At 71.9% G+C, this 25,922-nt stretch carries 20 protein-coding genes; 9 read left to right on the top strand and 11 right to left on the bottom strand.

The window, feature by feature from the left end; all coding sequences use genetic code 11:
- Position 1 precedes the first annotated feature (1 nt).
- Positions 2-1,576, top strand: coding sequence for an NAD(P)/FAD-dependent oxidoreductase (locus LB823_RS14795; protein WP_224647995.1), 1,575 nt, complete (start codon positions 2-4; stop codon positions 1,574-1,576).
- Entirely contained in the window at positions 1,573-3,177 is a 1,605-nt protein-coding gene (locus LB823_RS14790) for an NAD(P)/FAD-dependent oxidoreductase (protein WP_224647994.1), read from the top strand. Before LB823_RS14795 ends, LB823_RS14790 begins: the two co-directional genes overlap by 4 nt.
- A gap of 10 nt (positions 3,178-3,187) precedes the next feature.
- Here the strand turns inward: LB823_RS14790 and LB823_RS14785 are convergent, their stop codons facing one another.
- The 3 genes from LB823_RS14785 to LB823_RS14775 are packed head-to-tail and all read right to left on the bottom strand — an operon-like array spanning position 3,188 to position 7,835.
- On the bottom strand, positions 3,188-3,952 hold the full coding sequence (locus LB823_RS14785; protein WP_224647993.1) for a glycoside hydrolase family 16 protein: 765 nt from the start codon (positions 3,950-3,952) through the stop codon (positions 3,188-3,190).
- Positions 3,953-4,005: 53 nt separating this feature from the next.
- Entirely contained in the window at positions 4,006-5,661 is a 1,656-nt protein-coding gene (locus tag LB823_RS14780) for an indolepyruvate oxidoreductase subunit beta family protein (protein WP_224647992.1), read from the bottom strand.
- Entirely contained in the window at positions 5,658-7,835 is a 2,178-nt protein-coding gene (locus LB823_RS14775; RefSeq protein ID WP_224647991.1) for an indolepyruvate ferredoxin oxidoreductase subunit alpha, read from the bottom strand. The genes LB823_RS14780 and LB823_RS14775 overlap by 4 nt, the downstream gene beginning before the upstream one ends.
- A gap of 237 nt (positions 7,836-8,072) precedes the next feature.
- On the opposite strand from LB823_RS14775, the gene LB823_RS14770 reads away from it, so the two are divergent.
- Positions 8,073-8,840 (top strand): cyclase family protein, encoded by a 768-nt coding sequence (locus LB823_RS14770; RefSeq protein WP_224647990.1) that lies wholly within the window; start codon positions 8,073-8,075, stop codon positions 8,838-8,840.
- Between the two features lie 64 nt (positions 8,841-8,904).
- On the opposite strand, the gene LB823_RS14765 is transcribed toward LB823_RS14770, so the two are convergent.
- The 6 genes from LB823_RS14765 to LB823_RS14740 are packed head-to-tail and all read right to left on the bottom strand — an operon-like array spanning position 8,905 to position 16,507.
- The gene (locus LB823_RS14765; RefSeq protein ID WP_224647989.1) at positions 8,905-10,230 is read right to left on the bottom strand and encodes an MFS transporter; all 1,326 of its coding nucleotides are present in this window, start codon (positions 10,228-10,230) and stop codon (positions 8,905-8,907) included.
- Positions 10,227-12,584, bottom strand: a complete 2,358-nt coding sequence (locus tag LB823_RS14760; protein WP_224647988.1) for a bifunctional salicylyl-CoA 5-hydroxylase/oxidoreductase — start codon at positions 12,582-12,584, stop codon at positions 10,227-10,229. Before LB823_RS14760 ends, LB823_RS14765 begins: the two co-directional genes overlap by 4 nt.
- 31 nt (positions 12,585-12,615) lie before the next feature.
- Complete coding sequence (locus LB823_RS14755) at positions 12,616-14,265, bottom strand: AMP-binding protein (RefSeq protein WP_224647987.1); 1,650 nt, start codon at positions 14,263-14,265, stop codon at positions 12,616-12,618.
- A gap of 13 nt (positions 14,266-14,278) precedes the next feature.
- Positions 14,279-15,193 carry an acyl-CoA thioesterase II gene (locus tag LB823_RS14750; RefSeq protein ID WP_224647986.1) on the bottom strand — a complete coding sequence of 305 codons (915 nt, stop codon included), beginning with the start codon at positions 15,191-15,193 and terminating at the stop codon, positions 14,279-14,281.
- Positions 15,190-15,645 (bottom strand): cupin domain-containing protein, encoded by a 456-nt coding sequence (locus tag LB823_RS14745; RefSeq protein ID WP_224647985.1) that lies wholly within the window; start codon positions 15,643-15,645, stop codon positions 15,190-15,192. Before LB823_RS14745 ends, LB823_RS14750 begins: the two co-directional genes overlap by 4 nt.
- Positions 15,646-15,676: 31 nt before the next feature.
- Positions 15,677-16,507, bottom strand: coding sequence for a fumarylacetoacetate hydrolase family protein (locus LB823_RS14740; RefSeq protein WP_224647984.1), 831 nt, complete (start codon positions 16,505-16,507; stop codon positions 15,677-15,679).
- Between the two features lie 126 nt (positions 16,508-16,633).
- On the opposite strand from LB823_RS14740, the gene LB823_RS14735 reads away from it, so the two are divergent.
- From LB823_RS14735 to LB823_RS14715, 5 genes are all read left to right on the top strand, one after another.
- Positions 16,634-17,044, top strand: a complete 411-nt coding sequence (locus LB823_RS14735; RefSeq protein WP_224647983.1) for a RidA family protein — start codon at positions 16,634-16,636, stop codon at positions 17,042-17,044.
- 46 nt (positions 17,045-17,090) lie between these two features.
- Positions 17,091-17,912 (top strand): PaaX family transcriptional regulator C-terminal domain-containing protein, encoded by an 822-nt coding sequence (locus LB823_RS14730; RefSeq protein ID WP_224647982.1) that lies wholly within the window; start codon positions 17,091-17,093, stop codon positions 17,910-17,912.
- 136 nt (positions 17,913-18,048) lie between these two features.
- A complete protein-coding gene (locus LB823_RS14725; RefSeq protein WP_308011457.1) occupies positions 18,049-19,443 on the top strand; it encodes an MFS transporter in 1,395 nt (464 codons plus the stop codon).
- Between the two features lie 9 nt (positions 19,444-19,452).
- On the top strand, positions 19,453-20,652 hold the full coding sequence (locus tag LB823_RS14720) for a lipase family protein (protein WP_224647981.1): 1,200 nt from the start codon (positions 19,453-19,455) through the stop codon (positions 20,650-20,652).
- A 4-nt stretch (positions 20,653-20,656) separates the two neighbouring features.
- Positions 20,657-21,484, top strand: a complete 828-nt coding sequence (locus LB823_RS14715) for an SDR family oxidoreductase (RefSeq protein WP_224647980.1) — start codon at positions 20,657-20,659, stop codon at positions 21,482-21,484.
- A gap of 4 nt (positions 21,485-21,488) precedes the next feature.
- On the opposite strand, the gene LB823_RS14710 is transcribed toward LB823_RS14715, so the two are convergent.
- Positions 21,489-22,856: a flavin monoamine oxidase family protein gene (locus tag LB823_RS14710; protein ID WP_224647979.1), complete on the bottom strand. Its 1,368-nt coding sequence runs from the start codon at positions 22,854-22,856 to the stop codon at positions 21,489-21,491.
- Between the two features lie 134 nt (positions 22,857-22,990).
- Here LB823_RS14710 and LB823_RS14705 point away from each other — a divergent pair, with 134 nt between their 5' ends.
- Entirely contained in the window at positions 22,991-23,596 is a 606-nt protein-coding gene (locus LB823_RS14705; protein ID WP_224647978.1) for a TetR/AcrR family transcriptional regulator, read from the top strand.
- 52 nt (positions 23,597-23,648) lie between these two features.
- On the opposite strand, the gene LB823_RS14700 is transcribed toward LB823_RS14705, so the two are convergent.
- Entirely contained in the window at positions 23,649-25,886 is a 2,238-nt protein-coding gene (locus tag LB823_RS14700; RefSeq protein ID WP_224647977.1) for an NADP-dependent isocitrate dehydrogenase, read from the bottom strand.
- Between the last annotated feature and the right edge of the window lie 36 nt (positions 25,887-25,922).

Genomic DNA, 25,922 nt, shown 5'->3' with positions numbered 1-25,922 from the left:
CATGCGTATCGCCGTGATCGGAGCCGGCTTCGCCGGAGTCTCCGCAGCCAAGGTCCTCACCCAGTTCGGCCACGACGTCACCGTCTACGAGAAGGCCCCCGACATCGGCGGGGTCTGGAGCGCGTCGCGCCGCTACCCGGGCCTGCGCACCCAGAACAACAAGGGCACGTACTGCCTGTCGGATCAGACGATGCCGCGGCACTACCCGCAGTGGCTCGAGAGCGCGCAGGTGCAGGAGTACCTCGACGGCTACGTCGACCGGTTCGGCCTCCGGGACCGATTCCGGGTGTCCACCACCGTCATCTCCGCCACCCTGTCCGAGCCCGACGGTGCGCCGTCGGAGTCCGACGTGACCGCGAACCCCGCGCTGCGGCCGGTCACCTGGTCGGTGACCGCTGAGGGCCCGGAGGGCGTGAGCACCGAGGAATACGACTACCTGGTGAGCGCGAACGGGATCTTCTCGGCGCCGTCCATCCCGGGGTGGCCGGGCCGCGAGGCCTTCGAGGCGGCGGGCGGGCGACTCTGCGCGCCCGGCGACGTGCACTCGCTCGACGAGGTGGCCGGCCGCGACGTGCTGGTCGTGGGCTACGGCAAGTCGGCCTGCGACGTGGCATCGGCGATCGCACCCGTCACCGGCAGCGCCACGGTGATCGCACGGAAGCTGCTGTGGAAGATGCCGCGGCACCTCGGCGGCGCGATCAACTACAAGTTCCTCATGCTCACCCGGCTCGGCGAGGCCCTGTTCGAGTACCAGCGACTGCAGGGCGTGGAGGCCTTCCTGCACGGCGCGGGCAAGCCCGTGCGCAACAGCATGCTCGCGAGCCTGCAGGCCGTGGCGACGCGCCAGCTCAAGCTCAAGGAGTACGGGCTCGTGCCGGACGGCGACTTCGAGCGCATCGCGCGCAGTACGGTCAGTCTCGTGAGCGAGGGCTTCTTCGAGGCGGTGCAGGATGGCAGCCTCGCGGTGCGCCGCGACACGGAGATCGCCGAGCTGCTCGTCGAGGACGGCCGCCCGGCGGCGCGCCTGTCCGACGGGTCGACGGTGCCGGCCGACGTCATCATCGCGGCGACGGGATGGCGGCAGGACGTGCCCTTCCTGGACGCCGACGTGCAGGCCCGGCTCACCGACGCGAACGGCGACTTCGAGCTCTACCGCTTCATCCTCCCGCACGAGGTCCCCGGCCTCGCCTTCGTCGGCTACAACTCCTCCTTCTTCTCGCCGCTGTCGGCCGAGATGGCCTCGCTCTACGTCGCGCACGTCCTCGACGGCGCGGCCGAGCTGCCGCCGGTACCGGAGCGCCGCGAGCAGGTCTCGGCGCGGCTGCGCTGGATGCGCGATCGCACCGAGGGGCACCACGCCCGCGGCACGAACTTGATCCCGTTCTCGATGCACAACATCGACGAGATCATCGAGGAGATGGGCCTGAAACTCTCGCGGCGCCAGCGGGTGCGCGAGTGGCTGCTCCCGCCGAAGCCCGCGGACTACCGGTGGGTGACCAGGCGCCTCCTCGCGCGCCGGCCCCGCCCGGCCGCCTCGGCGGTCCCGTCCGGAGCCGGACCGAGGCGCGCCGCATGACGGCCGACGTCGTCGTCATCGGGTCCGGCATCAACGGGCTCGTCGCCGCGGCCGAGCTCGCGGGTTCCGGCCGGTCGGTGTGCCTCATCGAGGCCGCCGACCGGCTCGGCGGCTTCCTCGCGAGCGACGAGCTCACGCTGCCGGGCTTCGTGCACGACACCTACTCGTCGTGGCACCCCCTCTTCGTCACCGGCGGCGCGTACGCGACGCTCGGCGAGGACCTGCACCGGCACGGTCTCGCGTACGCGAACGCCGACGACGCCGTCACCGGGTCGGTTTCCGGCGACCGCCCCGCGGTGGTCGCGCACCGGGACCCGGCGCGCACCGTCGAACAGTTCTCGGAGCGGGACCGCGCCGCCTACCTGGCGATGCTCGACCGGATCGGCGGCGACCTCGACGTCATCGGCGCCCTGCTGGGCAACGAGACCCGAGCCCCGGGGGTGCTGGGCCACGCGGCGACGATGCTGCGGCGCGGCCTGGGCCGTACCGAGGGCTGGGTCCGCGACGCCGCGACGAGCGGGCGACGCTGGGGCCGGCGGACGTTCGAGGGCACCGAGGTGGACCAGCTCTGGGCGCCGTGGCTATTGCACGCGGGCCTGAGCCCCGACAGCGCCTCGGGCGGGCTGATGATCCCGGTCTTCGCGGCGACGATGCACGGCGCGGGCCTGCCGGTCGCCGTGGGCGGGCAGCGGGCCTTCCTCGACGCCTTCGCGTCGCTGCTCGCCGAGCGGGGCGTCGAGGTCCTGACGGGAGCTCCGGTCGACCGGATCCTCGTCGAGTCGGGCCGCGCCGCGGGCGTCATGGTCGGCGGGCGCCGGATCGACGCGCGGCAGGCCGTCCTCGCCTCGGTGACGCCGACGGCGCTGTACTGCGACCTGCTCCCGGAATCGGCCGTGCCCGAGGCGGTCCGCGCCGAGGCGCGCGGCTACCAGTACGGCCGGGCGGCGATGCAGGTGCACGTCGCGCTGGATGAGCCGCTCGAGTGGTCCGACCCCGCGCTCGACGGCGCGCCGTTGGTGCACCTCACCGCCGGCTCGGACTCCGTCGGCGTCGCGTGCGCGCAGGCCGAGGCGGGCCTGCTGCCCGCCCGTCCAACGGTGGTCGTCGGGCAGCAGGCCCTCATCGATCCGAGCCGGGTCCCCGCGGGCCGGGGCATGCTGTGGCTGCAGTTGCAGGAGGTCCCGTTCGCGCCGGTCGGCGACGCGGCGGGCGAGCTCGACACGTCCGCGGGCTGGACCGACGAGCTGGTCGCCGGCTACGTCGACCGGGTGCTCGGACTCGTCGAGGAGGCGGCGCCGGGCACCCGGGACGCGGTCCTCGCCGTCAGCGCGATCAGCCCCGTCGACCTGGCGGCCGCGAACCCCAATGCCGTGCAGGGCGATCCGTACTGCGGTGCCGCGGAGCTGGACCAGAACATCTTCTGGCGACCCGGGCCGCTCACCGCCCGTCACCGCACCGCGGTCGACGGGCTGTGGCACATCGGGGCCGCCACTCACCCGGGGCCGGGCCTCGGTGGCGGCTCCGGTCACCTCGTCGCGCAGGAACTGCTCAAGCGCGACGACGGTGCCCTCACCCGCGTCCGGCGCCTGCTCGGCCGCTGAGCGGCCGTTCCTACGAGCGGATCGCGGTGGCGGGGCCGAGGCCGGTTCCCGTCACCGCGGACACCGTCATGCTCGGCGTGATCGCCGGGTCCCCCACCCGGTCGGGGAAGTCGAAGATCCCGAGGATGAGCATCATCGGGTAGTCCGGCGCTTGGGGACTGACGCGCGTGACGGTGCCGTCGATGGAGAAGGTCACGCGCCCGGGCTCCCAGTCCGCGCGGTACGTGTGCGGCCGGCTCACGTCGACGGCGTGGCGTTCGGCGGAGAAGTCCTCCGTCAGCGCGGGATCGCGGAAGCGATGGATGCCCTGGCCGACTGCGGCGATCCCGTCCTCGATCGCGTCGCCGAAGACCTCCACGAGGCAGATCTCGCCGCAGCGTTCGACGCGGTCCTCCAGCCCCACCATCCACGCGGCGAACATCGACCGGGGCGTGAGCACGGCCGAGCAGGTGACGGCGATGCCGCCGAAGTGCGGCGCGAACCCGAGGCGGGTGGCCTGCTCCTCCTGCACGGTCTGGCCGGGGAGGAAGGGCTGCGGCGCGTCCGTCGATCCGACGGGGCCCGACCGGTTCGCGGAGTGGATGCCCGAGACGCGCAGCGGGGTGGGGTGCGTGTCCGGACACCACGGGCCCTGTTCCGGCGGGATCGAGAGCGTGAGCCCGTCCGGGCCCGCCGCGACCGTCGCGCGGGCGGCCGCCCGCGAACTCCACGCCGGCAGGTACGAGTCCGTCCAGATCGTCGGGTCGAGCCGGTCGAAGGTCTCGCGGAACTCCATCGCCCGATCCTCGCACGGAGCGCCCCGCACGACCGGCGAAGCGGCGCCGAACCCTACGCCGCGGTGCGGCGCAGGGCGGCGAGGCCGTCGCGGAGCTTCCCGCCGTCCTCGTCGGCCACCGCGGCGTCCACCAGGCGCCGCATCCGCTCGGCGGCGTCGGGCAGCCCGCGCACCAGTTCCAGCCCCTCCATCAGCAGGCCGAAGCTGTCGACGCCGTGGGCGTGGGTCTGCCCGTAGCCCTTGAGGACCCGCGCGGCGACGATCACCTCGGTCGCGAGCGCGGGATCGGTGCGGCCCACCGAGGTCACGGTGTCGAGCCAGGTGTCGATGAAGACCTGCTCGCGGCCGAACCGCAGGGACCGCGGCCGCAGCGGCCGCATCCGGGCGAGGGTGGAGAGTGTGGCGTAGCCCCAGACCGAGGTGGTGTTGATGATGAAGCCGCGGTGGCACACCGTATCGACGGCCTTGGCGAAGGCCCGGTTGTGCTCGAGCGCGCGGCCCAGGGCGGTGGGCATCGTGTCGGTGATCTCGTCGACCTGCGGGTGCAGGTACTCGTGGACCCGCATGACCTGCTCGTCGCCGGGCCGCACCTCGGCGCGCACGCGGTCCATGCGCCGGCCGCGCACCTTCTGCAGCGCGACGTGCACCGTGTCCTGGTAGCTCATCCACAGCGCGATGTGCCGCGCCGCCTCCACGGTGAGCCGGGCCTGCCCCTCGTGGTCCGGATCGAGGGCGCTGATCCGCGCGACGCGGTCGAGGTAGCGGTCCGCGTAGGCGAGGTCCTGGTAGACGGCGGTGCGCTCGAGCCCGTGCAGCAGCATCGACGCGGCGGCCGGCGGGAAGGACCGCGCGACCCGGCGGGCCCGGTCGGCGAGCGCGGGACCGACGAGCGATTCCGGTGCGCGCGCCGCGATCTCGTTGCGCTCGGTCTCGCGGTCGGCCTTGAGCTCCTCGGGCGTCTTCGGCCGCCGCACCTGCAGGGTCAGCGGCACGGGAGCACTGCCGGACGGCGCCGGGGCGGGGGCCTGCGCCCGGGCGGCGTCCTCCGCGAGGCTCTGCCGCGCCCGCTCGTACCCGGCGGCGAACGCCGCGAGCGAGGTCTCGACACCCTTGCCGCCCTTGCGGATCGCCTCCTCGAAGTCCTCGCGCGGGAAGGGCAGGGCGCCGCTGCCCGCGAGGGCGCCGAACAGCGCCGCGCTGATCACGCTGCCGTTGTCGCGGGCGAGCGTCGCGAAATCACCGGAGACGAGGGTCTTCGCCGCGGAGGCGGCACCGTCGAGCAGAGCCGCCGAGTCGACCCGGCCGTCGTCGAGCGTGGACTTCTCGAGGATCGAGTAGACCCGATTGAGTGAGGCGATGAGGGTGGTGCGGTCCGGGGTGACGAAGCCGCGCTGCACCGCACGGCCGGCCTCCATGAGCTCGGACGCGATGAGCACATCGACCTCGCCGGGCGTGGGCATGAGCGAGAGGATCGGCGTCTCGCGGGCGCGCCCGGTCCCGCTGCGGTGCGTGACGTCCGGCGGGAAGAGCTCGGCGTAGTAGACAGTGGCTCCGGTGCGCTGGGCGACGCCGGCGACGGAGGTGTTCTGCGCGGTCCAGCCCTCGTCCTCGCCGAGCGAGACGATCCAGTCGGCGAGGACGCCACCGCCCTCGCCGCCCATGGCGAGTACCGCGACGGTGATGGGCCGTTGCCCCTGGGTCCAGGTCATGAGAAGGCCTCCGTGGATTCGAAGCGGGCCGCGCGGCCCTCGAGGCCGCGACCGAGGCGCTCGGACACGGCGCCGCGCACGCGGTCGCGGATCCGGTCGACGCGGGTGGGATTGGTGACGACGTCCGTGCGGTAGAACGACGGGCAGAGGGCCGCCGCGTGCGCGTTGTTGCCGCACACACCGCAGCCGACGCAAGTGTCGGTGACCGCGGCGACGGGGTCGGTCCGCATGGGGTCGGGGTTGGGCGCGATGGTCAGCGACGGGCAGCCGGAGATCCGCATGCAGGCGTGATCGCCCGTGCAGGTCTCCGGGTCGACGCCGAACCGCTGGGTGACGACGCGCTTGCCGGCCTTGACCGCCGCGGCCCGTTCCGGCTTCTCGCGACGCTGCTTGTTCAGCTGACACTCGCTCTGCGCGACGATGACCTTGGGGCCCTTCTTCTTGCTGGTCAGGGCGTCGACGAAGACGTCGCGCATCTTCGCGACGTCGAAGGTGTCGGGCATCGTCTTCGCCCACTTCACGCCGACGCCGCGCACCGCCCGTTCGATCGGGTTGTTGGTGCTGCGGTCGGGCAGGATCGCGCGGGAGGAGAGCAGGTCCTGGCCGCCGGTGGCGGCCGCGTAAGCGTTGTCCACCACCACCAGGAGCTGGTCGGACTCGTTGAAGACGGCGTTGCCGACGCCGGAGGTGAGGCCGTTGTGCCAGAAGCCGCCGTCGCCCATCACGGCGACGCCGCGCCGGCCGGCGTCCTTGCTGCTCAGCGCGGCGCCACCGGCGGAGCCGAGGCCGTAGCCCATCGTCGTGGCACCCAGGTTGAAGGGTTCGTTGATGGCGAACAGGTGGCAGCCGATGTCCGCGCTCACGTGATGCTCCACGCCGGTCTCGCGCTCGGCGAGCTTGAGCGCGGAGAAGATCGGCCGCTCCGGGCAGCCGGTGCACAGGCCGGGCGGGCGGGGCTGGACGGCGCGGCCGTCGACCCGCTCGGTGAACGGGCTGCGCGGGTCGCCCGCCGGGAGGAGCACCGCGGGATCGCCGGTGACCAGCTCGGGGGCGTACCGGCCGAGGAACTCGGCGGCGCCCTTCGTGACGGCGATCGGGGTGTACTCCCCCGCCTTCGGCAGCACGTCCTTGCCGTGCAGCGCGGTGTCGAGGCCGTTGCGGCGCAGGATCGCGTTGAGGTTCTGCTCGATGTAGTCGGGCTGCCCCTCCTCGAGGAGCAGGACCGCGTCCTTGTCGGCGCAGAACTCGACGATCTCCTCGTCGATCACCGGGTACGTCACGTTCATGACGTAGAGCGGGACCGCGGTGTCGCCGAAGGCGTCCGAGCAGCCGAGGAGTTCCAGCGCGCGGTTGAGGGTGTTGTAGAGGCCGCCCTGCACGATGAGGCCGACCTTGCCGTCCGCCGGGCCGAAGGTCTCGTTGAGGCCGTGCTCGCGGATGTACTGGACGGCCGCGGGCCAGCGGTGGGCGATCTTCTCCTGCTCGTGCTGGAAACTCGCGGGCGGCAGCACGATCCGACTGACGTCGCGCTTCGGGTTCTCCATCGCCTGCTCGACGGTCATCTGCGGCCGCCGGTTCTCCCTCGTCGTGAAGGTGCCGTGCAGGTGGCACGAGCGCAGCCGCAGCTCCAGCATGACCGGGGTGTTCGACGCCTCGGACAGCGCGAAGCCGTGCTCCACCGCGTCCACGATGGCGGTGTGGTCGGGCCGCGGATCCAGCAGCCACATCTGCGATTTCATCGCGAAGGCGTGGGAGCGCTCCTGCATGATCGAGCTGCCCTCGCCGTAGTCCTCGCCGACGATGATGAGCGCGCCGCCGGTGACGCCGCCGCTGGCGAGGTTGGCCAGCGCGTCGGAGGCGACGTTGGTGCCCACCGTCGACTTGAAGGTGATCGCGCCGCGCAGCGGGTAGTGCACCGAGGCGGCGAGCATCGCCGCGGCGGTCGCCTCCGAGGCACTGTTCTCGAAGTACACGCCGTACTCGTCGAGGATCTCGCGGGCATCGCCGAGGACGTCCATCAGGTGGCTGATCGGCGCCCCCTGGTAGCCGCCGACGTACGCGACGCCGGACTGCAGCAGCGCCTTCGTCACCGCCAGGATCCCCTCGCCCTCGAACCGGGTCCCCGGTTCCTGGCGCAGCTTGAGGACTTCTTTCGCAAAGGAGCGTTCCGCCATGCCCCGACCTGCCTTCCACGTATCACGGGCCGTGTGATGCATCCCACGCTAGCCTCGCTCCGGGACGGGTTGAAGAGCCCGCGCGGTGCCCGCGCCGATCGGGACAGCGGGCGGTCGCGATCTGGATAGCCGGGCCGTTCGGCGCGTCCTACCGTCGGGCGCAGCCGCCGCTTTCCGACGGTGCGGCCCGCGCGGCCGCTCAGCCGACACCGGCCCGTGCCGGGGAGAAGAGGACCCATGCTCACCGAACTCGCCACCGCCCTCGCGGGCGGGAGGATCCGGGTGCTCGACCTGACCACGCCGCTCTCGGCGGACACCCCGACGCTGCGCCTGCCCGAGCCCTTCGTGAACCTCATCGACTTCAGCCTGGAGCGGGTCGCCGCGTTCGAGCCGACGGCGCCGGCCTGGCAGCACAACAACATCCACACCGGCGAGCACATCGGCACGCACGTGGACGCCCCGTGCCACTGGATCACGGGCCGTGACGGCGCCGACGTCAGCCAGCTGCCGCCCGGGCGCCTCGTCGGTCCGGCGTGCGTGATGGACTTCGCCGACCGCGCCGCGGCCGATCCGGACTGGCTGCTCGACGTCGCCGACGTGCAGGGCTGGATCGCCGAGCACGGGGCGATCCCGGAGGGCGTGTGGCTCCTGCTGCGCACGGGCTGGGATCAGTACGGCGGCGACCGCGAGCGCTTCCTCAACCTCGACGAGAACGGCTCGCACACCCCCGGCGTCTCCGCGGCCTGCGCGCGGTGGTTGGCCGAGGAGGTCCCGATCTCCGGCTTCGGCGTGGAGACGGTGGGCATCGACGCGGGCAATGCGGCGATGCTGGAGCCGCCCTTCCCCGCGCACAACTTCCTGCTCGGCGCGGACAAGTACGGCCTGACGAGCCTGCGGAACCTCGCGCAGTTGCCGCCCCAGGGCGCGGTGATCGTGGTCTCGCCGCTGCCGATCGTCGGCGGCACCGGCTCCCCCGCCCGCGTCCTCGCCCTCGTCGAGGACTGACCTCCGAACACACCGGAACGGCGGCGCCCCACCGGGGACGCCGCCGTTTCCGTACGCACGCGGGTCAGGTCCGGGCGGTGACGCTCTCCTCCGGCTCCGGGGCCCCGTCGGATTCGCCCCGCAGGAGCGGGAGCGCGGCCACCGCGAGCGCGGCGATGCCGCCGACGACGGCGAAGAAGACGAAGTTGGCGCGGTAGCCGAAGCCTGCCCCTGCGATGAACCCGCCCACGATCGGCCCCACGATGGCGCCGACGCGCGCGAAGGACAGCGCCATCCCGGTCGCCGCGGCGCGGATCCGGGCCGGGTAGTAGTGCGCCACCCAGCCGGTGAGCACCAGCGAGGTCGAGATGGAGCCGATCCCCGCGATGCCCACCAGGAGGTAGTTGACCACCATCGGGCCGCGGAACATCAGGGCGAGGATGCCGAGCGCGCCGACCGCGTAACAGACCACGAGGACCGGCTTCTGGCCCCGCCGATCGGCGAGCAGTCCGACGACGATCCCGCCGATCGCGGAGGCGAGCGAGAAGACGAGCAGGAACATCAGCGACGAGCCGAGGTCGTAGCCGGCCTTGCGCATGATCTGCGGCAGCCACGTGTTGAGCCCGTACACCAGCAGCAGGCCGCAGAACAGGGCCAGCCAGAAGCAGGCGGTTGCCACTCGGTACCGCGGGGAGAAGACGACCCGGAGCGCATCGAGGAAGCCCTCCCGCTCCCCCCGCTCGGCGCGCGCTGCGGCCGGAACCGCCGGCGGCGGCGGTTCGATGCCCAGCCTGCGGGCCTCCGCGGCGGCGCGGTCGGTCTGCCCGCTCGCCGCGAGCTGCTCGATCGACTGCGGCAGCGCGACCGCGAGGATCGGCACCAGGATCACGGCGCCGAAACCGAGGCCCATCACCCAGCGCCAGCCGAGGGCGTCGAGGGACAGCACGGCGACCAGCGCCGCGAGCATGATCCCCAACGAGTAGCCGGAGTACATGATCCCGTAGTTCCTCGACTTCTTGGCCGGCGGCGAGAACTCGATGGTGTAGGCGGCGGCGATCGGGATGACGCCGCCGAGGCCGAGCCCGCCGACGAACCGGAACAGCCCGAGGACCTCGCGGCTGGGCGCCAGCGCGACGCCGAGCTGCGGCAGCGCGCACAGCGCCACGGCGACGAGCAGCATGTTCTTCCGCCCGACCCGGTCGGCCAGCACGCCGATCGTGGTGGCGCCGATGAGCATGCCCACCAGCGACCACGCCGCGAGGCCGCCGATCTCGACCGCGCTGAGCGACCAGGGCTCGTAGGCGAGCAGGCCCGGCACCACGGCGCCGAAGACGCCGACGTCGTAGCCCTCGGCGAGGATCGCGATCCAGCAGCACAGCAGGACTCGGCGGGTCACCGCGGCGGGGATCACGGGGTCCACCGCACGTGCGCGGCGAGCTCGGGCTCCTCGTCGCGCAGCAGCGCGAGGCGCGGGCGCACGGCGTCGGTGCGAGCGCTGGGCGGCTTGCGGTTGCCCGCGCGGAACTGATCCGGCCACTCGGCCCCGGGCCCGGCGTACTTCTGGTCGGCCGCGGCGTGCAGCGTCCACTGCGGGTCATACAGGTGAGCGCGGCCGAGGGCGCAGAGATCGGCGCGGCCCGCGAGCAGGATCGAGTTGACGTCGTCGTAGGACGAGATCGCGCCGACGGCGACCACCTTCACGCCGGCGGGACCGGCGACCTCATTGCGGATGCGGTCCGCGTACGGGGTCTGGTAGCTCCGCCCGAAGGCGGGCCGTTCGTGCTTGGCGACCTGGCCGGTGGAGACGTCGACGAGGTCGACGCCGTGCTCGCAGAAGGCGCGGGCGATCTCCAACGCCTCGTCGATGTCGTTGCCGTCCGGGATCCAGTCCGTGGCCGACAGGCGCACGGAGACCGGCCGGTCGGCGGGCCAGGCGGCGCGGACGGCGTCGAACACCTCCAGCGGGAAGCGCAGCCGATTCTCGACGGAACCGCCGTACTCGTCGGTGCGGGTGTTCGAGATCGGCGAGAGGAACGAGGAGATCAGGTAGCCGTGGCCGGCGTGGAACTCGAGCAGGTCGAAGCCCGCCTCGGCGCCGCGGCGGGCGGCGTCGGCGAACTCCCCGACGACGCGGTCCATGTCGGCACGCGTCATCTCCCGGGGCACCGCGCTGTCCGGGCCGTAGGGCAGCGCCGACGGTGCCATGACCTCCCAGTTGTCGGCGTCGAGCGGATCGTCGATCCCCTCCCACATGAGTTTCGTCGAGCCCTTGCGGCCCGAATGGCCGAGCTGCAGGCCGATCTTCGCGCCGGAGTACGCGTGGACGGCGTCGACGACGCGGCGCCATCCCTCGCGCTGCTCGTCGGTGTAGAGGCCGGTGCAGCCGGGCGTGATCCGGCCGTCGGCGGAAACGCAGACCATCTCGGTCATCACCAGGCCGGCGCCGCCGAGCGCCTTCGAGCCGAGGTGCATCACGTGGAAGTCGTTCGGCAGGCCGTCGACGGCGGAGTACATGTCCATGGGCGAGACCACGATCCGGTTCTTCAGCCGCAGGTCGCCGATGGTGACCGGGTGGAACATCGCCGGGGTCTCGGGCCCGGCGCCGGTTCCGGCGCCGAACGAGCGCATGACCCGGTCGGCGAAGTCCGCGTCGCGGAGCCGGAGGTTGTCGAAGGTGATCCGGCGGCTGCGGGTGAGCAGGTTGAAGGTGAACTGCACCTGCTCCTGCTCGCGGTAGCTGCCGATGGTCTCGAACCATTCCAGGGAGGCCTGCGCCGCGCGCTGCGTCGACTCGACGACGGGCCGCCGCTCCACTTCGTAGACCTTGAGCGCGGTGCCCAGGTCGCCGTTCTCGTGCAGGCACGCCGCCAACGACAGTGCGTCCTCCATCGCGAGCTTGGTGCCGGAGCCGATGGAGAAGTGCGCGGTGTGCGCGGCGTCCCCGAGCAGCACCAGGTTCCGGTGCACCCAGCTGGTGTTGCGGACCGTGGTGAAGGTGATCCACTGCGAGTTGTTCGCGAGGATCCGGCCGTCGCCGAGATAGGGCGCGAAGATCTCGGCAATCCGGGCGATCGCGGCGTCGTCGTTCTCGCCGGGTGCGAAGGCGCGGTCCGCGGTGGCGTCGAATCCCGCTCGGAGCCAGACGTCCTCGGCCATCTCGACGATGAAGGTGCTGCCCTGGTCGGAGTAGGGGTAGCCGTGGATCTGCATGGTGCCCCACTCGGTGTCCTCAACGATGAACGTGAAGGCCTCGAAGACCTTGTCGGTGCCGAGCCACATGTACTTGCAGCGGCGCCGGTCCAGGTCGGGCTCGAAGCCCTCGGCGAACCGGGTCCGCGCCGCGGAGTTGAGACCGTCGGCCGCGAGGACGAGGTCGTGCGTCGCCATCAGCTCCTCGACGTCGGGCGCCGGTGTCGCGAACCGCACGTCCACGTCGAGGTCGAGGCAGCGGCGCTGCAGGAGGGCGAGCAGGTCGTGCCGGTTCATGGCGGCGAAGCCCTGGCCGCCCACGGTGTTCCACTCGCCCCGGTAGTGCACGTCGATGTCGGTCCACCGGGCGAAGTGGGACTCCATCTGCCCGTAGATGACCGGGTCGGCGTTCTCGATGCCGCCGAGGGTCTCGTCGGAGAAGACGACGCCGAAGCCGAAGGTGTCCTCGGCCCGGTTCCGCTCGAACACCGTGATCCGGTGATCCGGGTCGAGCTGTTTCATCAGGGCGGAGAAGTAGAGGCCGCCGGGGCCGCCGCCGATCACTGCGATCTTCATGTCTCAAGTCCTTCGTGCTGAGGTTGGCGGATCAGCCGCGGACCGCGGCGTCGGCCTCGCGGGCCAGTTGATCTCGGAGCCGGAAGTGCTGGAGCTTTCCGGAGGGGTTGCGCGGCAGCGCGTCCACGAAGCGGACGTCGCGCGGGTACTTGTACGGCGCCAGGCGGGACTTCACGCCGTCCTGGATGCGCCGCACCATCGCGGGGCCGGTGTCCTCCCCCGCGCGGAGCACGACGAAGGCGCAGACGACGGCGCCGCGCTCGGTGTCGGGCCTGCCGACGACCGCGGCCTCAACGACGGCGTCGTCGGCGCAGATCGCCGCCTCGACCTCGGGGCCGCCGATGTTGTAGCCGGACGAGACGATCATCGAATCGGAGCGCGCCTGGAAGCGGAACACGCCGTCGGCGTCGCGGACGACGGTGTCGCCGGTGACGTTCCAGCCGTCCACCACGTAACCGAGCTGCCGGGCGTCGTCGAGGTAGCGGCAGCCCGTGGGCCCGACGACGGCCAGCCGCCCCGGGACGTCCGGGCCGACCTCCTCGTCGTCGGGGCCCAGCACCGTCGCGCGGAAGCCGGGCACGGGGACGCCGAGGGCTCCGGCGGCGGTGCGGCCGGGCGCGGTGGAGAGGAAGACGTGCAGCAGCTCGGTGCAGCCGATGCCGTTGACCAGCTCGATGCCGCACTCCTCCCGCACCAGGTCGAAGGTCTCCTCCGACAGGTGCTCGCCGGCGGAGACGCCGACACGGACCCCGCGGAGCAGTTCCGCGCCGCCGCCGCGGATGATCGCGCGGTACGCCGTGGGCGCGGTGAACAGGACGGTCACGCCCCGCTCGGCGACGACCTCCGCGAGCCGCGCCGGGGTGGCCCGCTCGGTGAGCACCGTGCTCGCGCCGAAGCGCAGCGGGAACACGACCAGCCCGCCGAGGCCGAAGGTGAAGGCGAGCGGCGGCGATCCCGCGAAGACATCCTCCGGCCCCGGGCGGAGCACGTGCCGGGCGAAGGTGTCCGCGTTGGCCAGGACGTCGCGGTGGAAGTGCATGGTGATCTTGGGCCGGCCGGTGCTCCCCGAGGTCGGGCAGAGCAGCGCGACATCGTCCGCGGCAGTCGCGACGGGGGTGAAGACGCCGTCCCGACGTGCGGCGCGCTCCTCGAGCCGGTCCGGGTCGTCGCCGCCGATCAGCACCAGGGCGGCGCCGGAGCCGGTGCGCTCCAGCGCCTCCCACAGGTCGGGTGCGGCCGCCGCGCCACTGAGGCAGACCGCGGGCGCGGTCCGCTCCAGGAGGTCGACGAGTTCGCCGGAGCGGAGCATGGGCATCGTCGTCACGAGAACCGCGCCCGCCTTGAGAGCGCCGAGCCAGGCGGCCACGAGCCACGGCGTGTTGCCCTCGCGCAGCAGCACCCGGTTCCCGGGCCGCACGCCGAGCTCGTCGACGAGGACCTGCGCGACCCGGTCCGAGGCGGCGCGCAGCTCCCTGTAGGTCCACAGGAAGCCCTCGGGCGTCCGGATCGCGGGCCGCTCTCCGAACCGCTCCGCTCCCTCGTCGATGAGTGCCACCGCGGCGTTGAGGCGGTCGGGGTACTGGAGCTCGGGCAGGGTGAACTCGAGCGTCGGCCACTGCTCCGCCGGCGGCAGATGGTCGCGGGCGAAGGTGTCCTCGTGGGCGCTGGGAGACAGGATCATCGTCGGCCTTCCGTCACTGCGCGAGCAGGCCCTCCTGGCACACGGTGGCCAGGTGGGTGCCCTTGCGGTCGTGGAAGCGGCCCGTGTTGAGGCCGCGGGAGGAGCCGACGTTCAGCGACTCCTGCGAGTAGAGGACCCAGTCGTCCAGCCGCGCCGGGCGGTGGAACCACATCGCGTGATCCAGGCTCGCGGTCCGCAGTCCCTCGTCGGACCACGACGCACCCAGCGCCCGCAGCGAGGGCTCGAGGATCGTGTAGTCACAGCAGTACGCGAGCGCGATGTCGTGCACGGTCTGCTCCTCCGGGAGCTCCGAGAAGGCCTTGATCCACACCGCCTGGCGCGGGACGCGGTCCCGGTCGCCGGGGAGGTAGATCGGGTCCGGGACGTGCCGCATCTCGAAACTGCGGCCGTGCGACCAGTAGTCGGCGTCGGCGCCGTCGCGGCCGACGAGAGCCTGAGCGGAGCTCGGCAGGCTCTCCGGGTCGGGGACGCCCGCGAGTCCGGTCGCCGCCACCTCGCCCACGAGCGGAGCGCCGGGGATCTCCGTGCCTTCGGCTCCCGCGGCGAAGGAGGCGTAGCAGGTGTAGATCACCTTCCCGTTCTGCAGGCCGCGGACGTGACGCGTGGCGTAGCCCCTTCCGTCGCGCAGGATCTCGACCTCGTAGCGCACGTCGCCGCCGATCTCGGCGGGGCGGAGGAAGTAGCTGTGGGCCGAGTGCACGGTCTTGCCCTCGACGGTGGCGCACGCCGCGGCCACGGCCTGCGCCACCAGGTCGCCGCCGTAGGCCTTGGGCCAGGGCACGTACTGGGTGGTGGCGGTGAAGACCCGGTGGCCGTCCGGGGCGTCGCCGGTCTCGGTGAGGCGCACCGCGTCGAGGAAGCGGGCGGAATCGGCCACGTTGCTGTGGAATTCGTCGACGGTGGTCATGCGCGGCGGTACCCCTCGAGCGCGGCGTCCTCGACGTCGTCGAGGTTGACGACGATGTTCTCCGGCGTGCGGCAGGTCAGCCAGACGAGGTCGTCGGTGACGGACATGTTCGCCTCGACGTGGGGCATGTAGGGCGGCACGAAGACCCAGTCGCCCTCGGTCATGTCGGTGTACTGGGCGTAGTCCTCGCCGTAGTAGATCCGGCCGTGGCCGGAGAGCACGTAGCCGCCGGTCTCGGCCTCGCCGTGGTGGTGCGGGAGCGAGCGGTAGCCGGGCTTGTTGCGGACCTGGCCGTACCAGATCTTCGTGGCGGGGGTGTGCTGGATGCTGACGCCGGAGACCCGGATGCAGTCGCCGGACTGCGCGGTGTCGGTGCTCTCCGCGCCGTGCCGGGTGACGACGGGGACGTCGCCGGTGGGTAGGAGTGCGGGGTCGACGATCTGGTCGGTCATGGGGCTTCGCCTTTCGTGGTGATGGGTGCGGTCAGGCTGTGATGCGGATGGTGTTGCGCAGGAGGCCGATCCCCGAGATCTCCGTCTCGAGGACCTGGCCGTCGGTGAGGAAGCGCTGCGGTTCGCGGCCCGCGCCCACCCCGGCCGGGGTGCCGGTGAGGATCAGGTCGCCGGGGCGCAGGCGGGTGAAGCGCGCGGCGTGGTGCAGCAGTTCGGCGGCGGAGAACAGCAGGTCGTCGAGCGGCGCCCGCTGCACGGTCTCCCCGTCGACGCGGCAGGTCACGGTGTGCTCGGCGGGATCGAAGGCGTCGGCGGTGACCACGGCCGGCCCGACGGGCGTGGTCGCGTCCCAGGCCTTCCCGGAGAGCCATTGGGTGGTGGCCCACTGCCGGTCCCGCAGCGAGACGTCGTTGCTGACGGTGTACCCGGCGATCGCCGCCGCGCACTCGTCGACGGAGGCCCGGCGCAGGTCGGCGCCGACCACGACGGCGAGCTCGGCCTCCCAGTCCAGCTTCTCGGTGTCGCCGGCATCGAGCACGACGTCGGCGTCCGGGCCGACGAGGGTGTCGGCCCACTTCGCGAAGAAGGTGGGCTCCTCGGGCACGCCGCGACCCATCTCCTCGATGTGCGCGCGGTAGTTGAGCCCGCAGCACAGCACCTTGCCGGGGCTCAGGACCGGCTGCAGCGGGCGGGCCGACGGCGGGAGCGGCTCACCGTCGGCCGCGGCGCGCCGGGCGACGGCGCGCCAGTCGTCCCGGCGCAGCAAGTCGTCGACGCTGGCGGCGCCGGTGCACCGGGGGCCGGATCCGGCGTCGGCCGTGGCGACCGTCCGGTCGCCGAGCTGATGGGTTGCGAGCCTCATGGGAGAGCCTCCGAAGTCGTATGTAGCGATTCTGACGTCCGTCAGATAGGCTGAATGTAGCACGGATCACATCCGGGGACCAGACCCCGATCCAGCACCGATCCGCCTCTGCACGAAAGGAACCCCATGTCCGCCAAGGTCACCGTCAATCCCCCGCAGCTCGCCGTCCCCCGTGGCTTCGCCCACGGCACGCGCGTCGGGAACACGCTCCACCTCGGCGGGCAGACCGCCATGGACGCCGAGGGCGCGATCGTGCCGGGCGGCATCGTCGAACAGTTCCGGCGCGCCTTCTCCAACGTGCTCGCGACGGTGGCCGAGGCCGGCGGGACGCCGGACGACCTGGTGTCGGTCACCATCTACCTGACCGATGTGCAGGACTACCAGCGCAACGGCAAGGAGATCGGCCGCGTCTGGCGCGAGCTCGCCGGCGACCACTACCCCGCCATGGCGGGCATCGGCATCAGCGAGCTGTGGCAGCCCGAGGCGCTCATCGAGATCGCGGGCATCGCCGAGATCGGATCGGGCGCACGGGGGTAACGTCGCGGGGAGCCGGCCGCGCGCCGCACGGCACCGAGGAGGGACGATGACCGACGCCGCTCGACCGCAGCCGCTGGTCCGCGATCTGATCGTCTCGCTCTTCGGGCTCTACGGCCGCGGGGCGGAGCCGCTCCCCATCTCCCAGATCATCGCCCTGATCGGGACCGCCGGACCGGACGAGCAGTCCGTGCGCTCCAGCGTCTCCCGGATGAAGTCCCGGGGCCTCCTCGACGCCGCCGAGGCGGGGCACTACCACCTAGCGGGGCGGCGGGCCGCGGCCTTCGAAGCCGGCGACAGCCGGATCTTCGGCGACCACCCCTACGACCCCACGGCCGCGTGGTCGCTGGTGGTCTTCTCGGTGCCCGAATCGCAGCGCGCCCGCCGCGTCCTGCTGAAGAAGACGCTGGGCGAGATGGGCTTCGGCGTCGTCGGGGCCAGCGTCTACATCGCACCGTCGGGCATCGGCGAGGAGGCCCGCGCGCGGCTGGCCCGGCTCGAGCTCGACGGCTACGTCGAGTGGTTCGACTTGCACCCGCCGAGCATCGACCGCCTCCGGGCGGAGGCCGCGCAGTGGTGGGACCTGGACGCCGTCGCCGAGGAGTACCGCGGCTTCCTCGCGGAGTTCGTGCCCGTGCGGGAACGCTGGGACGCCGCGCCGGGCACGGACGCCGAGGCCTTCGCCGATCACCTCCGTCTGGTCACGGCGTGGCGCGACCTGCCCTATCGGGATCCGGGCCTTCCCGCCGAGGCGCTGCCCGCCGACTGGCCCGGCGCGCCCGCCCGCGAGCTGTTCCTGCACCTGCGCCGAACCCTGGCCGAGCCGGCCGCCCGGTACGCCGGCCACGCGGACCTCGAGCGGCGCGACTGACCCCTGAGCACGGCACCCGCCGCCGACCCGCTCGACGTGCGGGTGCCGCGCGCCGCATTGTTAGGATTGCTACCTGCCCACCGCCGATCACGAAGGCACGACCCTGTCCGAGTCATACCCCCGCACCGCGGTCGCCGTGCTGTGCGCCGCGGGGATCGTGGTCGCGCTCATGCAGACGATCATCGTGCCGCTGATCCCCCAGTTGCCGGGGATGCTCGGCACGTCGCCGACAAATGCGTCGTGGACCCTGACGATCACACTGCTCGTCGGCGCGGTGGGCACGCCCATCGCAGGGCGCCTCGGCGACATGTTCGGCAAGCGCCGCGTGCTGCTGGGCACCATGGCCGCGGTCGCGCTGGGCTCGACGGTGTGCGCCCTCTCGACGGCCTTCCTGACGTTCCTGATCGGCCGTGGCCTGCAGGGGCTCGGCATCGGCGCGATCGCCGTCGGCATCAGCATCCTGCGCGACATCGTCCCGGCGGTGCGGCTCGGCTCCGCGGTGGGCACCATGAGCGCCTCCCTGGGCGTCGGCGGCGCCCTGGGGCTGCCCTTCGCCGCCTCGATCGCGCGGCACGTCAGCTGGCACGCCCTGTTCTGGGCGTGCACGCTCGCGGCAGTGGCCTGTGGCGCCGCGATCCTGCGGTCGGTCCCGGAGGGCCCCGCCGACCCCGGCGGCAGCTTCGACGCTATCGGCACCGTCGGCCTCACCGCGGTCCTGACGTTCGTCCTGCTCCCCCTCTCCAAGGCGTCCGAGTGGGGCTGGACCGACCCGCTGACGCTCGGCCTGTTCGCCGCCTTCCTGGTCACGGGCGCCGCCTGGTGGCGGTACGAGCTGCGCATCCCCAACGCCCTCATCGACGTGCGCACGCTGCTGTACCGGCCGATCCTGCTCACCAACGCCGCGTCGATCGCCACCGGATTCGCGTTCTACGCGATGCAGATGATGCCGATCCAGGTGCTCATGGCGCCGGAGCAGACGCCCGCCGGGCTGGGCCTCGGGATGGTCGAGGCGAGCCTCGTCCTCATGCCGAGCGGCCTGGTCATGTTCGCCTTCTCCCGGGTCAGCTCGTGGATCACGGACCGGCGCGGCGCCCGGATCTCGCTCGCTGTGGGCGCCGTGGTCATCGCCGGGGGCTACCTGGTGCTTCTGCTGGCGATCGCCGGGCCGTGGCCCGTGGGCTGGGTCTGGATCCTGGCGTCGAGCGCGCTGGTCGGGGCGGGCCTCGGCATCGCCTATTCGGCGATGCCCGCCCTGATCATGGCGGTGGTCCCGGTCGAGCAGACGGGCGAGGCGAACGGCGTCAACGCGCTGATGCGCTCGGTCGGCACCTCGATGGCCACCGCCGTCGTCGCCATGGTCCTGACCGGCGGCACGGTCGTCACCGCGACCCCGGCCGGCCCCGTCGAAACGCCCTCGGCCGGCGCGTACACGGAGACGATCCTGCTCTGCCTCGCCGTCTGCGCGGTGGCCGTCGCCTGCTCGCTCGCGATCCCCCGACGCCCGACGGCGGACACTGCGCGCGACTGTTAGGTTGGCGTGGTGCCGATCACGCCGTCCGCCCTGCCGCGCGCGCTGACCAGCCGCGTCGGCGGCCTGCTCCGCGGCCTCGCGACACCCGACCCCGTCACCGCCATCGGCCCACCGAACTGGTCGGGCCTCGACGCGCGCGCTTACTCCGGCCCCGCGCTGCCCGCCGGCACGCCGATCGACCGGGTGCCGCTCGCCGCGGGGCTCGGCCTCGACGAGGCGTCGCAGGCGTACCGGTTCCTCTACTCGACCACCAACCAGCGCGGGGACGCCGTGAGCACCGCGTCCCTGTTCCTGCCCGACGGGGACGCGCCCGCGGCCGGATGGCCCGTGGTGGCCTGGGCGCACGGCACCGTCGGACTGTGCGACGACGCGACCCCGTCGGCCCAACCCCAGTCCGAGCGACAGCAGTTCTACCTGGGGCACTGGCTGCGGCACGGCTATGCGGTGGTCGCCACCGACTACGCGGGCATGGGCACGCCCGGCCTGATGAGCTATCTCAACGGGAAGGTCGAGGCGCACAACCTGATCGACTCGGTGCAGGCCGCGCGGCAGCTGGGGCTGCCGCTGGCCCGACGGTGGGCCCTCGTCGGCCAGTCGCAAGGCGCGGGGGCGGCCATGAACGGCGCCCGCTACGCCGCCGAGTTCGGCGCGGGCTACGACCTCGACCTGCGCGGGACGGTGGCGACCGGTACTCCCGCGAACATCGAGCGGGTGGCGCAGTTCCTGCGGCCCTCCTTCCCGCCGATCACGCTGCCGCCGCTGACCAACGTCTACGCGGCGTACATCCTGGCCGGGATCCGCGACGCCCGGCCCGACCTCGGGATCGACGCCCTGCTCAGCGACGAGGGCCGACGGATCGTGGGCCTCGCCGAACGGCTGAGCCTGTACGACACCCGGGAGGCGGTGCGCGGCGCGCGGATCAGCACCTGGGTGACCGCGCCGCTGCGCAGCATCCCCGGGATCTACGACGCCCTGCACGCGCACATGGGCACGCCGACGCAGGGGTACGACCGGCCGATCTTCCTCGGCCACGGCCTCACCGACATCGACGTACCGGTCGCGTCCGGACTGTCGCTGGCCGCGGCACTGACCCTGCACCGGCAGCCGGTCACGCTGAAGCTCTATCCCACCGACCATTTCGGCACCGTGTACGCGGCCGCCGACGACGCCGCCGCGTTCCTCGCGCGGGTCATGGAGAACCAGGAGTAATCGTATGAAGGACTTCCACGGCAAGGTCGCCGTCGTCACCGGCGTCGCCTCCGGCATGGGCCGCGAGCTCGCGCTCGAACTGGCGCGACAGGGCGCGAAGCTCTCGCTGTGCGACTACGACGCCGTCGGCCTCGAGAAGACCGCGGACGACGCGCGCGCCCTGGGCGCGGACGTCCACACCAAGGTCGTCAACGTCGGCGAGCGCGAGCAGATCCTCGCCTACGCGGACGAGGTCGCCGAGCACTACGGCGTGGTCAACCTCGTCTTCAACAACGCGGGCATCGCGCACCACGCGAGCGTCGAGAAGACCTCCTTCAAGGACTACGACCGCCTGATGGACGTCGACTTCTGGGGCGTGGTCAACAGCTCCAAGGCCTTCCTGCCGCACCTGATCGCCTCCGGCGACGGCCACATCGCCAACACCAGTTCGATCTTCGGCCTGTTCGGCGTGGGCGGCCAGAGCGCCTACAACGCCGCCAAGTTCGCGGTGCGCGGCTTCACCGAGGCCCTCCGGATCGAGATGCTCGCGAGCGGACACAACGTCGGCGTCAGCTGCGTGCACCCCGGCGGTATCAAGACCGACATCTGCAACAACGCGACCGTCGCCGAAGGCCAGGATCAGGCCTCGTTCGCGGACTTCTTCAACCAGCACCTCGCGCGCACCGAGGCCGACGCCGCGGCGCGCACCATCCTCAAGGGCGTGCAGAAGAACCACGGCCGCATCCTCATCGGCCCCGACGCGGTGGCACTGGACCTGTTGGTCCGGGTCACCGGCTCGGGCTATCAGCGGCTCATGTCCTTCGTCGACGGGCAGTCGAAGCGCTTCCTCTGAGCCGTCAGGCCCGCGGGGCCAGAACCTCCTCGGCGGCGCGCCGGCCGGAGCGGATCGCGCCGTCCATGTAGCCGTTCCACCGGCTCGCGGTCTCCGCGCCCGCCCAGTGGATCCGCCCGACGGGTGCGGCGAGCGCGTGGCCGTACTGCGTCCACACCCCGCAGCCGAGCCGCCCGCCGTAACAGCCGCGGCTGAACTCCTCCGCGCACCAGTCCATCTCGACGTAGTCGAAGGGGGCCGCGGCCTCGGGCCCGAAGTACTTCACCAGCGCGCCGAGCACCAGCTCGCGGCGCTCGGCAGGACTGAGCCGCTCCGCCGTGCGGGCGTGGGCGCCCTCGAGGAAGCCGACGAGCACGCCGCAGCTCGCGTCCTGCGGCGAGTTGTCGAGGACCACGTTGAAGGCGTCGTCGAGGCTGATGACGAAGCCGCTGAGCCCGTCCTCGCGCCAGAAGGGGCGGTCGTAGCCGACCTGCACCTTGATCACCGAGCCGGCGGGGATCTGCTGCGTGAGGCCGTCGCGCGCCGAGGGCAGGGCCGGCAGGTAGCGGATGCGGCCGGCCAGGGTCGGCGGGATCGCCACGATCACCTCGTCCGCCGTGACCGAGCCGCCCGGCGAACCGTCGGCGTTCTCGTAGACGACGGTGACGCCCGCGTCGTCCTGCGTGATCGTGCGGACCACGGCGCCCAACCGGACCGACTCCCCCAAGTCGGCCGCCATCCGCTCCGAGATCAGGTGGGTGCCGCCGACCACGCGGGAGTCCTGCGCGCCCGTGCGGGTGGTGAGCAGCATCGCCAGGCTCGTCCCCGAGCGGATGTAGGCGAGGAAGTGCAGGAACGAGAGCTCGGCGGTCTCCGCGGAGAAGACGGCCGGCACGATGATTCGGAAGAAGCTGCGGGCCATCGCGTTCCCGGTGTTCGCGCTCACCCAGGTGTCGACGTTGTGCCGGTCCAGATCGGCGGCCCCGTCGGCCTCCCACGGCGCGGCGGGATCGACGCCGGCCGCGAGCGTCTCGATGACCACCCACAGCCGCCCGACCTCGGCGAGGGACTCCTCGTCCAGGCCGAAAGACTCGTCGGCGTACCGGACGGCGCGCCCGTCGACGACGGTGATCGCGTCGCCGTCGTCGTAGGAGGGGAAGGTCTCCAGCCCGAGATCGGCCACGAGGTCGAGCGCCGCCGTCTGGTCGGGGCCGATCCACTGCCCGCCCAGCTCGACGGGCGTCCCGTTGCTGAGGAAGCCACCGTGGTTGCGGCCGGCGACGCGATCCCGCGCCTCGAGCACCCGCACCGACCTCCCCTCGGCCGTCAGGCGCCGCGCTGCCGAGAGGCCCGCCAGACCGGCGCCCACCACGATCACGTCCACATCCGTCATGTCCCACTCCCTCATGTCAGTCAGTTGTATGACTTGGTTCACGTACTGTAAGCCGAGCCACACCCCTGTGTCGAGGCCTCGACCGGAATCCGGTGTGCTTTGCTGAGTACCCACCCCTTGGAACCGGAGGCCGGATGCCCTACGTCGAGTCCGCGGTGCGCGGCCCGCAGATCGTCGCGGCAGCGCGAGCGGTCCTGATCCGCGACGGGGTCGCCAAGACGAGCCTGCGCGCGGTTGCCGCCGAGGCCGGGATCCCGCTGGGCACGCTGCAGCACGTCTTCCCGAGCAAGCAGCAGTTGCTCCAGGCCGTCATCGAGCGCGTCGTCGACGACATCTCCGACGTGCTCCGGCGCACGGCCGAGACCGACGCGGGGCTGGCGCACGCGATCCGCAACGGCATGCGCAACTTCTGGTCGGCACTCGTGACGGACGAGCGCGAGCTCCAGGTGCTGCAGTACGAGCTGGTGACCCACGCGCTCCGCACCCCGGGTCTCGAGGACCTCGCGCGGATCCAGTACGCGCGCTACACCGAGGCCGTGCGGCAGTGGTGCGCCGAGGCGGCCGACCGCGCCCACGAGACCAGCGCCGTGCCCCTGGACCGGCTCGCCCGCGTGATCCTCGCAGCCGTCGACGGCCTGATCCTGCAGCACGTGGCGCATCCCGACCCGGCGCGCTCCGCCGCCGACCTGGACACCGTCGCCGACATGGTCGTCGCGCTGGCCGCACCCGTCCCGCAATAGCGGAACGGGCACCGCCGACCGGAGTCGGCGATGCCCGTTCCAGCGGGATCGATCAGGAGTCCAGCGACTCCAGGTCCGCGTTGAAGGTGGCGCTGGGACGCATCACCTTCGACATCTTCTCCGGGTCCGGGTAGTAGTAGCCGCCGATGTCGGCGGGCTCGCCCTGGACCGCGCGCAGCTCCTCCACGATGGTGGACTCGTGCTCGGAGAGCGCCTTCGCCAGCGGCGCGAACTTCGCGGCCAGCTCCGGGTTCTCGGTCTGCGCGGCCAGCTCCTGCGCCCAGTACAGGGCCAGGTAGAACTGGCTGCCGCGGTTGTCCAGCTCGCCGGTGCTGCGCGACGGCGCCTTGTTGTTCTCCAGCAGCTTGCCGGTGGCGGCGTCCAATGTGGTCGCGAGGACCTTCGCGGCGGCGTTCTCGTTCTTGATGCCCATGTCCTCGAAGCTCACCGCGAGCGCGAGGAACTCGCCCAGCGAATCCCAGCGGAGGTGGTTCTCCTCCGTGAGCTGCTTGACGTGCTTGGGCGCCGAGCCGCCGGCGCCGGTCTCGTACATGCCGCCGCCCGCCATGAGCGGGACGATCGAGAGCATCTTCGCCGACGTGCCGAGCTCGAGGATCGGGAACAGGTCGGTGAGGTAGTCGCGCAGGATGTTGCCCGTCGCGGCGATGGTGTCGAGGCCGCGCATCGCGCGCTCGAGGGTGTACCGCATGGCGCGCACCTGCGACATGACCTGGATGTCGAGGCCCTCGGTGTCGTAGTTCTTCAGTTCGGCCTTGACCGCCTTGATGAGCTCGTTCTCGTGCGGGCGGTACGGGTCCAGCCAGAACAGCACCGGCGTACCGGAGTTGCGGGCACGGTTGACGGCCAGCTTGATCCAGTCGCGGATCGGGGCGTCCTTCACGGTGCACATGCGCCAGATGTCGCCCTCCTCGACCTCCTGGGAGAGCACGACCTCGCCGGTGGCGTTGTCGACGATGTTCGCGGTGCCGGCGGCCGGGACCTCGAAGGTCTTGTCGTGGCTGCCGTACTCCTCCGCCTTCTGCGCCATCAGGCCGACGTTGGGGACCGTGCCCATGGTGCGCGGATCGAAGGCGCCGTTGGTCTTACAGAAGTTGATGATCTCCTGGTAGATGCGCGCGAAGGTGGACTCCGGCATCACGGCCTTGGTGTCCTTGGTGCGGCCGTCGGCGCCGTACATCTTGCCGCCGGCGCGGATCATGGCGGGCATCGAGGCGTCGACGATGACGTCGGAGGGCGAGTGGAAGTTGGAGATGCCGCGCGCCGAGTCGACCATCGCCAGCTCCGGGCGATGCTCGTGGCAGGCGTGCAGGTCCTTGACGATCTCCTCGTGCTTGCTGGCCGGCAGCGTGGCGATCTTGTCGTAGAGGTCGCCGAGGCCGTTGTTGACGTTGACGCCCAGCTCGTCGAAGAGGTCCTGGTGCTTGGCGAAGGCGTCCTTGTAGAAGACCTTGACGGCGTGGCCGAAGACGATGGGGTGCGAGACCTTCATCATGGTGGCCTTGACGTGCAGCGAGAACATGACGCCGGTCTCGTAGGCGTCCTGCATCTGCTCCTCGTAGAACTCGAGCAGCGCCTTCTTGCTCATGAACATCGAGTCCATGACGTCGCCGGCGCCGAGCTTCACGCTGTCCTTGAGCACGTGGGTCTGGCCGTCGGCCGTGACGAGCTCCATCCGCAGGTCGCGCTCGCGGTCGAGCGTCGTGGACTTCTCGCCGTGATAGAAGTCGCCGTGCTTCATGTGCGCGACGTGGCTGCGCGAGGCCATCGACCACTCGCCCATGCTGTGCGGGTTCTTGCGGGCGTACTCCTTGACCGCGCGCGGGGCGCGGCGGTCCGAGTTGCCCTGGCGCAGGACCGGGTTCACGGCGCTGCCGAGGATCGTGGAGTAGCGCGTCGCGATGTCGCGCTCCTCGTCGGTCTTGGGCTCCGACGGCAGGTCGGGGATGTCGTAGCCCTTGCCCTGCAGCTCCGCGATCGCGGCCAGCAGCTGGGGCACCGAGGCGCTGATGTTCGGGAGCTTGATGATGTTCGCGGTCGGCTCGAGGGTGAGCGCGCCGAGCGTGGCCAGGTTGTCCGGCACCTTCTGCTCGTCGGTGAGGCGCTCGGGGAAGGTCGCCAGAATGCGCGCCGCGACCGAGATGTCGCTCGTCTGCACGTCGATGCCGGCGGGCCCGGCGAAGGCGCGGATGATCGGCAGGAACGACGCGGTGGCCAGAAGTGGGGCCTCGTCGGTCAGCGTGTAGATGATGGTCTGCTGCTGCGCACTCATGTGTGTTTGCTTCTCCCGAATGTCTTGGTCGGTCGA

The organism is Tsukamurella sp. M9C, assembly GCF_020169415.1.
Taxonomy (GTDB): Bacteria; Actinomycetota; Actinomycetes; order Mycobacteriales; family Mycobacteriaceae; genus Tsukamurella.
This window is presented reverse-complemented; position numbering and strand designations above follow the sequence as displayed.

Bases quoted from the DNA above. Each gene is read 5' to 3' on its own strand.
- LB823_RS14795 (WP_224647995.1), top strand. From the start codon at position 2: ATGCGTATCGCCGTGATCGGAGCCGGCTTCGCCGGAGTCTCCGCAGCC.
- LB823_RS14790 (WP_224647994.1), top strand. From the start codon at position 1,573: ATGACGGCCGACGTCGTCGTCATCGGGTCCGGCATCAACGGGCTCGTC.
- LB823_RS14785 (WP_224647993.1), bottom strand. From the start codon at position 3,952: ATGGAGTTCCGCGAGACCTTCGACCGGCTCGACCCGACGATCTGGACG.
- LB823_RS14780 (WP_224647992.1), bottom strand. From the start codon at position 5,661: ATGACCTGGACCCAGGGGCAACGGCCCATCACCGTCGCGGTACTCGCC.
- LB823_RS14775 (WP_224647991.1), bottom strand. From the start codon at position 7,835: ATGGCGGAACGCTCCTTTGCGAAAGAAGTCCTCAAGCTGCGCCAGGAA.
- LB823_RS14770 (WP_224647990.1), top strand. From the start codon at position 8,073: ATGCTCACCGAACTCGCCACCGCCCTCGCGGGCGGGAGGATCCGGGTG.
- LB823_RS14760 (WP_224647988.1), bottom strand. From the start codon at position 12,584: ATGAAGATCGCAGTGATCGGCGGCGGCCCCGGCGGCCTCTACTTCTCC.
- LB823_RS14755 (WP_224647987.1), bottom strand. From the start codon at position 14,265: ATGATCCTGTCTCCCAGCGCCCACGAGGACACCTTCGCCCGCGACCAT.
- LB823_RS14750 (WP_224647986.1), bottom strand. From the start codon at position 15,193: ATGACCACCGTCGACGAATTCCACAGCAACGTGGCCGATTCCGCCCGC.
- LB823_RS14745 (WP_224647985.1), bottom strand. From the start codon at position 15,645: ATGACCGACCAGATCGTCGACCCCGCACTCCTACCCACCGGCGACGTC.
- LB823_RS14740 (WP_224647984.1), bottom strand. From the start codon at position 16,507: ATGAGGCTCGCAACCCATCAGCTCGGCGACCGGACGGTCGCCACGGCC.
- LB823_RS14735 (WP_224647983.1), top strand. From the start codon at position 16,634: ATGTCCGCCAAGGTCACCGTCAATCCCCCGCAGCTCGCCGTCCCCCGT.
- LB823_RS14730 (WP_224647982.1), top strand. From the start codon at position 17,091: ATGACCGACGCCGCTCGACCGCAGCCGCTGGTCCGCGATCTGATCGTC.
- LB823_RS14715 (WP_224647980.1), top strand. From the start codon at position 20,657: ATGAAGGACTTCCACGGCAAGGTCGCCGTCGTCACCGGCGTCGCCTCC.
- LB823_RS14710 (WP_224647979.1), bottom strand. From the start codon at position 22,856: ATGACGGATGTGGACGTGATCGTGGTGGGCGCCGGTCTGGCGGGCCTC.
- LB823_RS14705 (WP_224647978.1), top strand. From the start codon at position 22,991: ATGCCCTACGTCGAGTCCGCGGTGCGCGGCCCGCAGATCGTCGCGGCA.
- LB823_RS14700 (WP_224647977.1), bottom strand. From the start codon at position 25,886: ATGAGTGCGCAGCAGCAGACCATCATCTACACGCTGACCGACGAGGCC.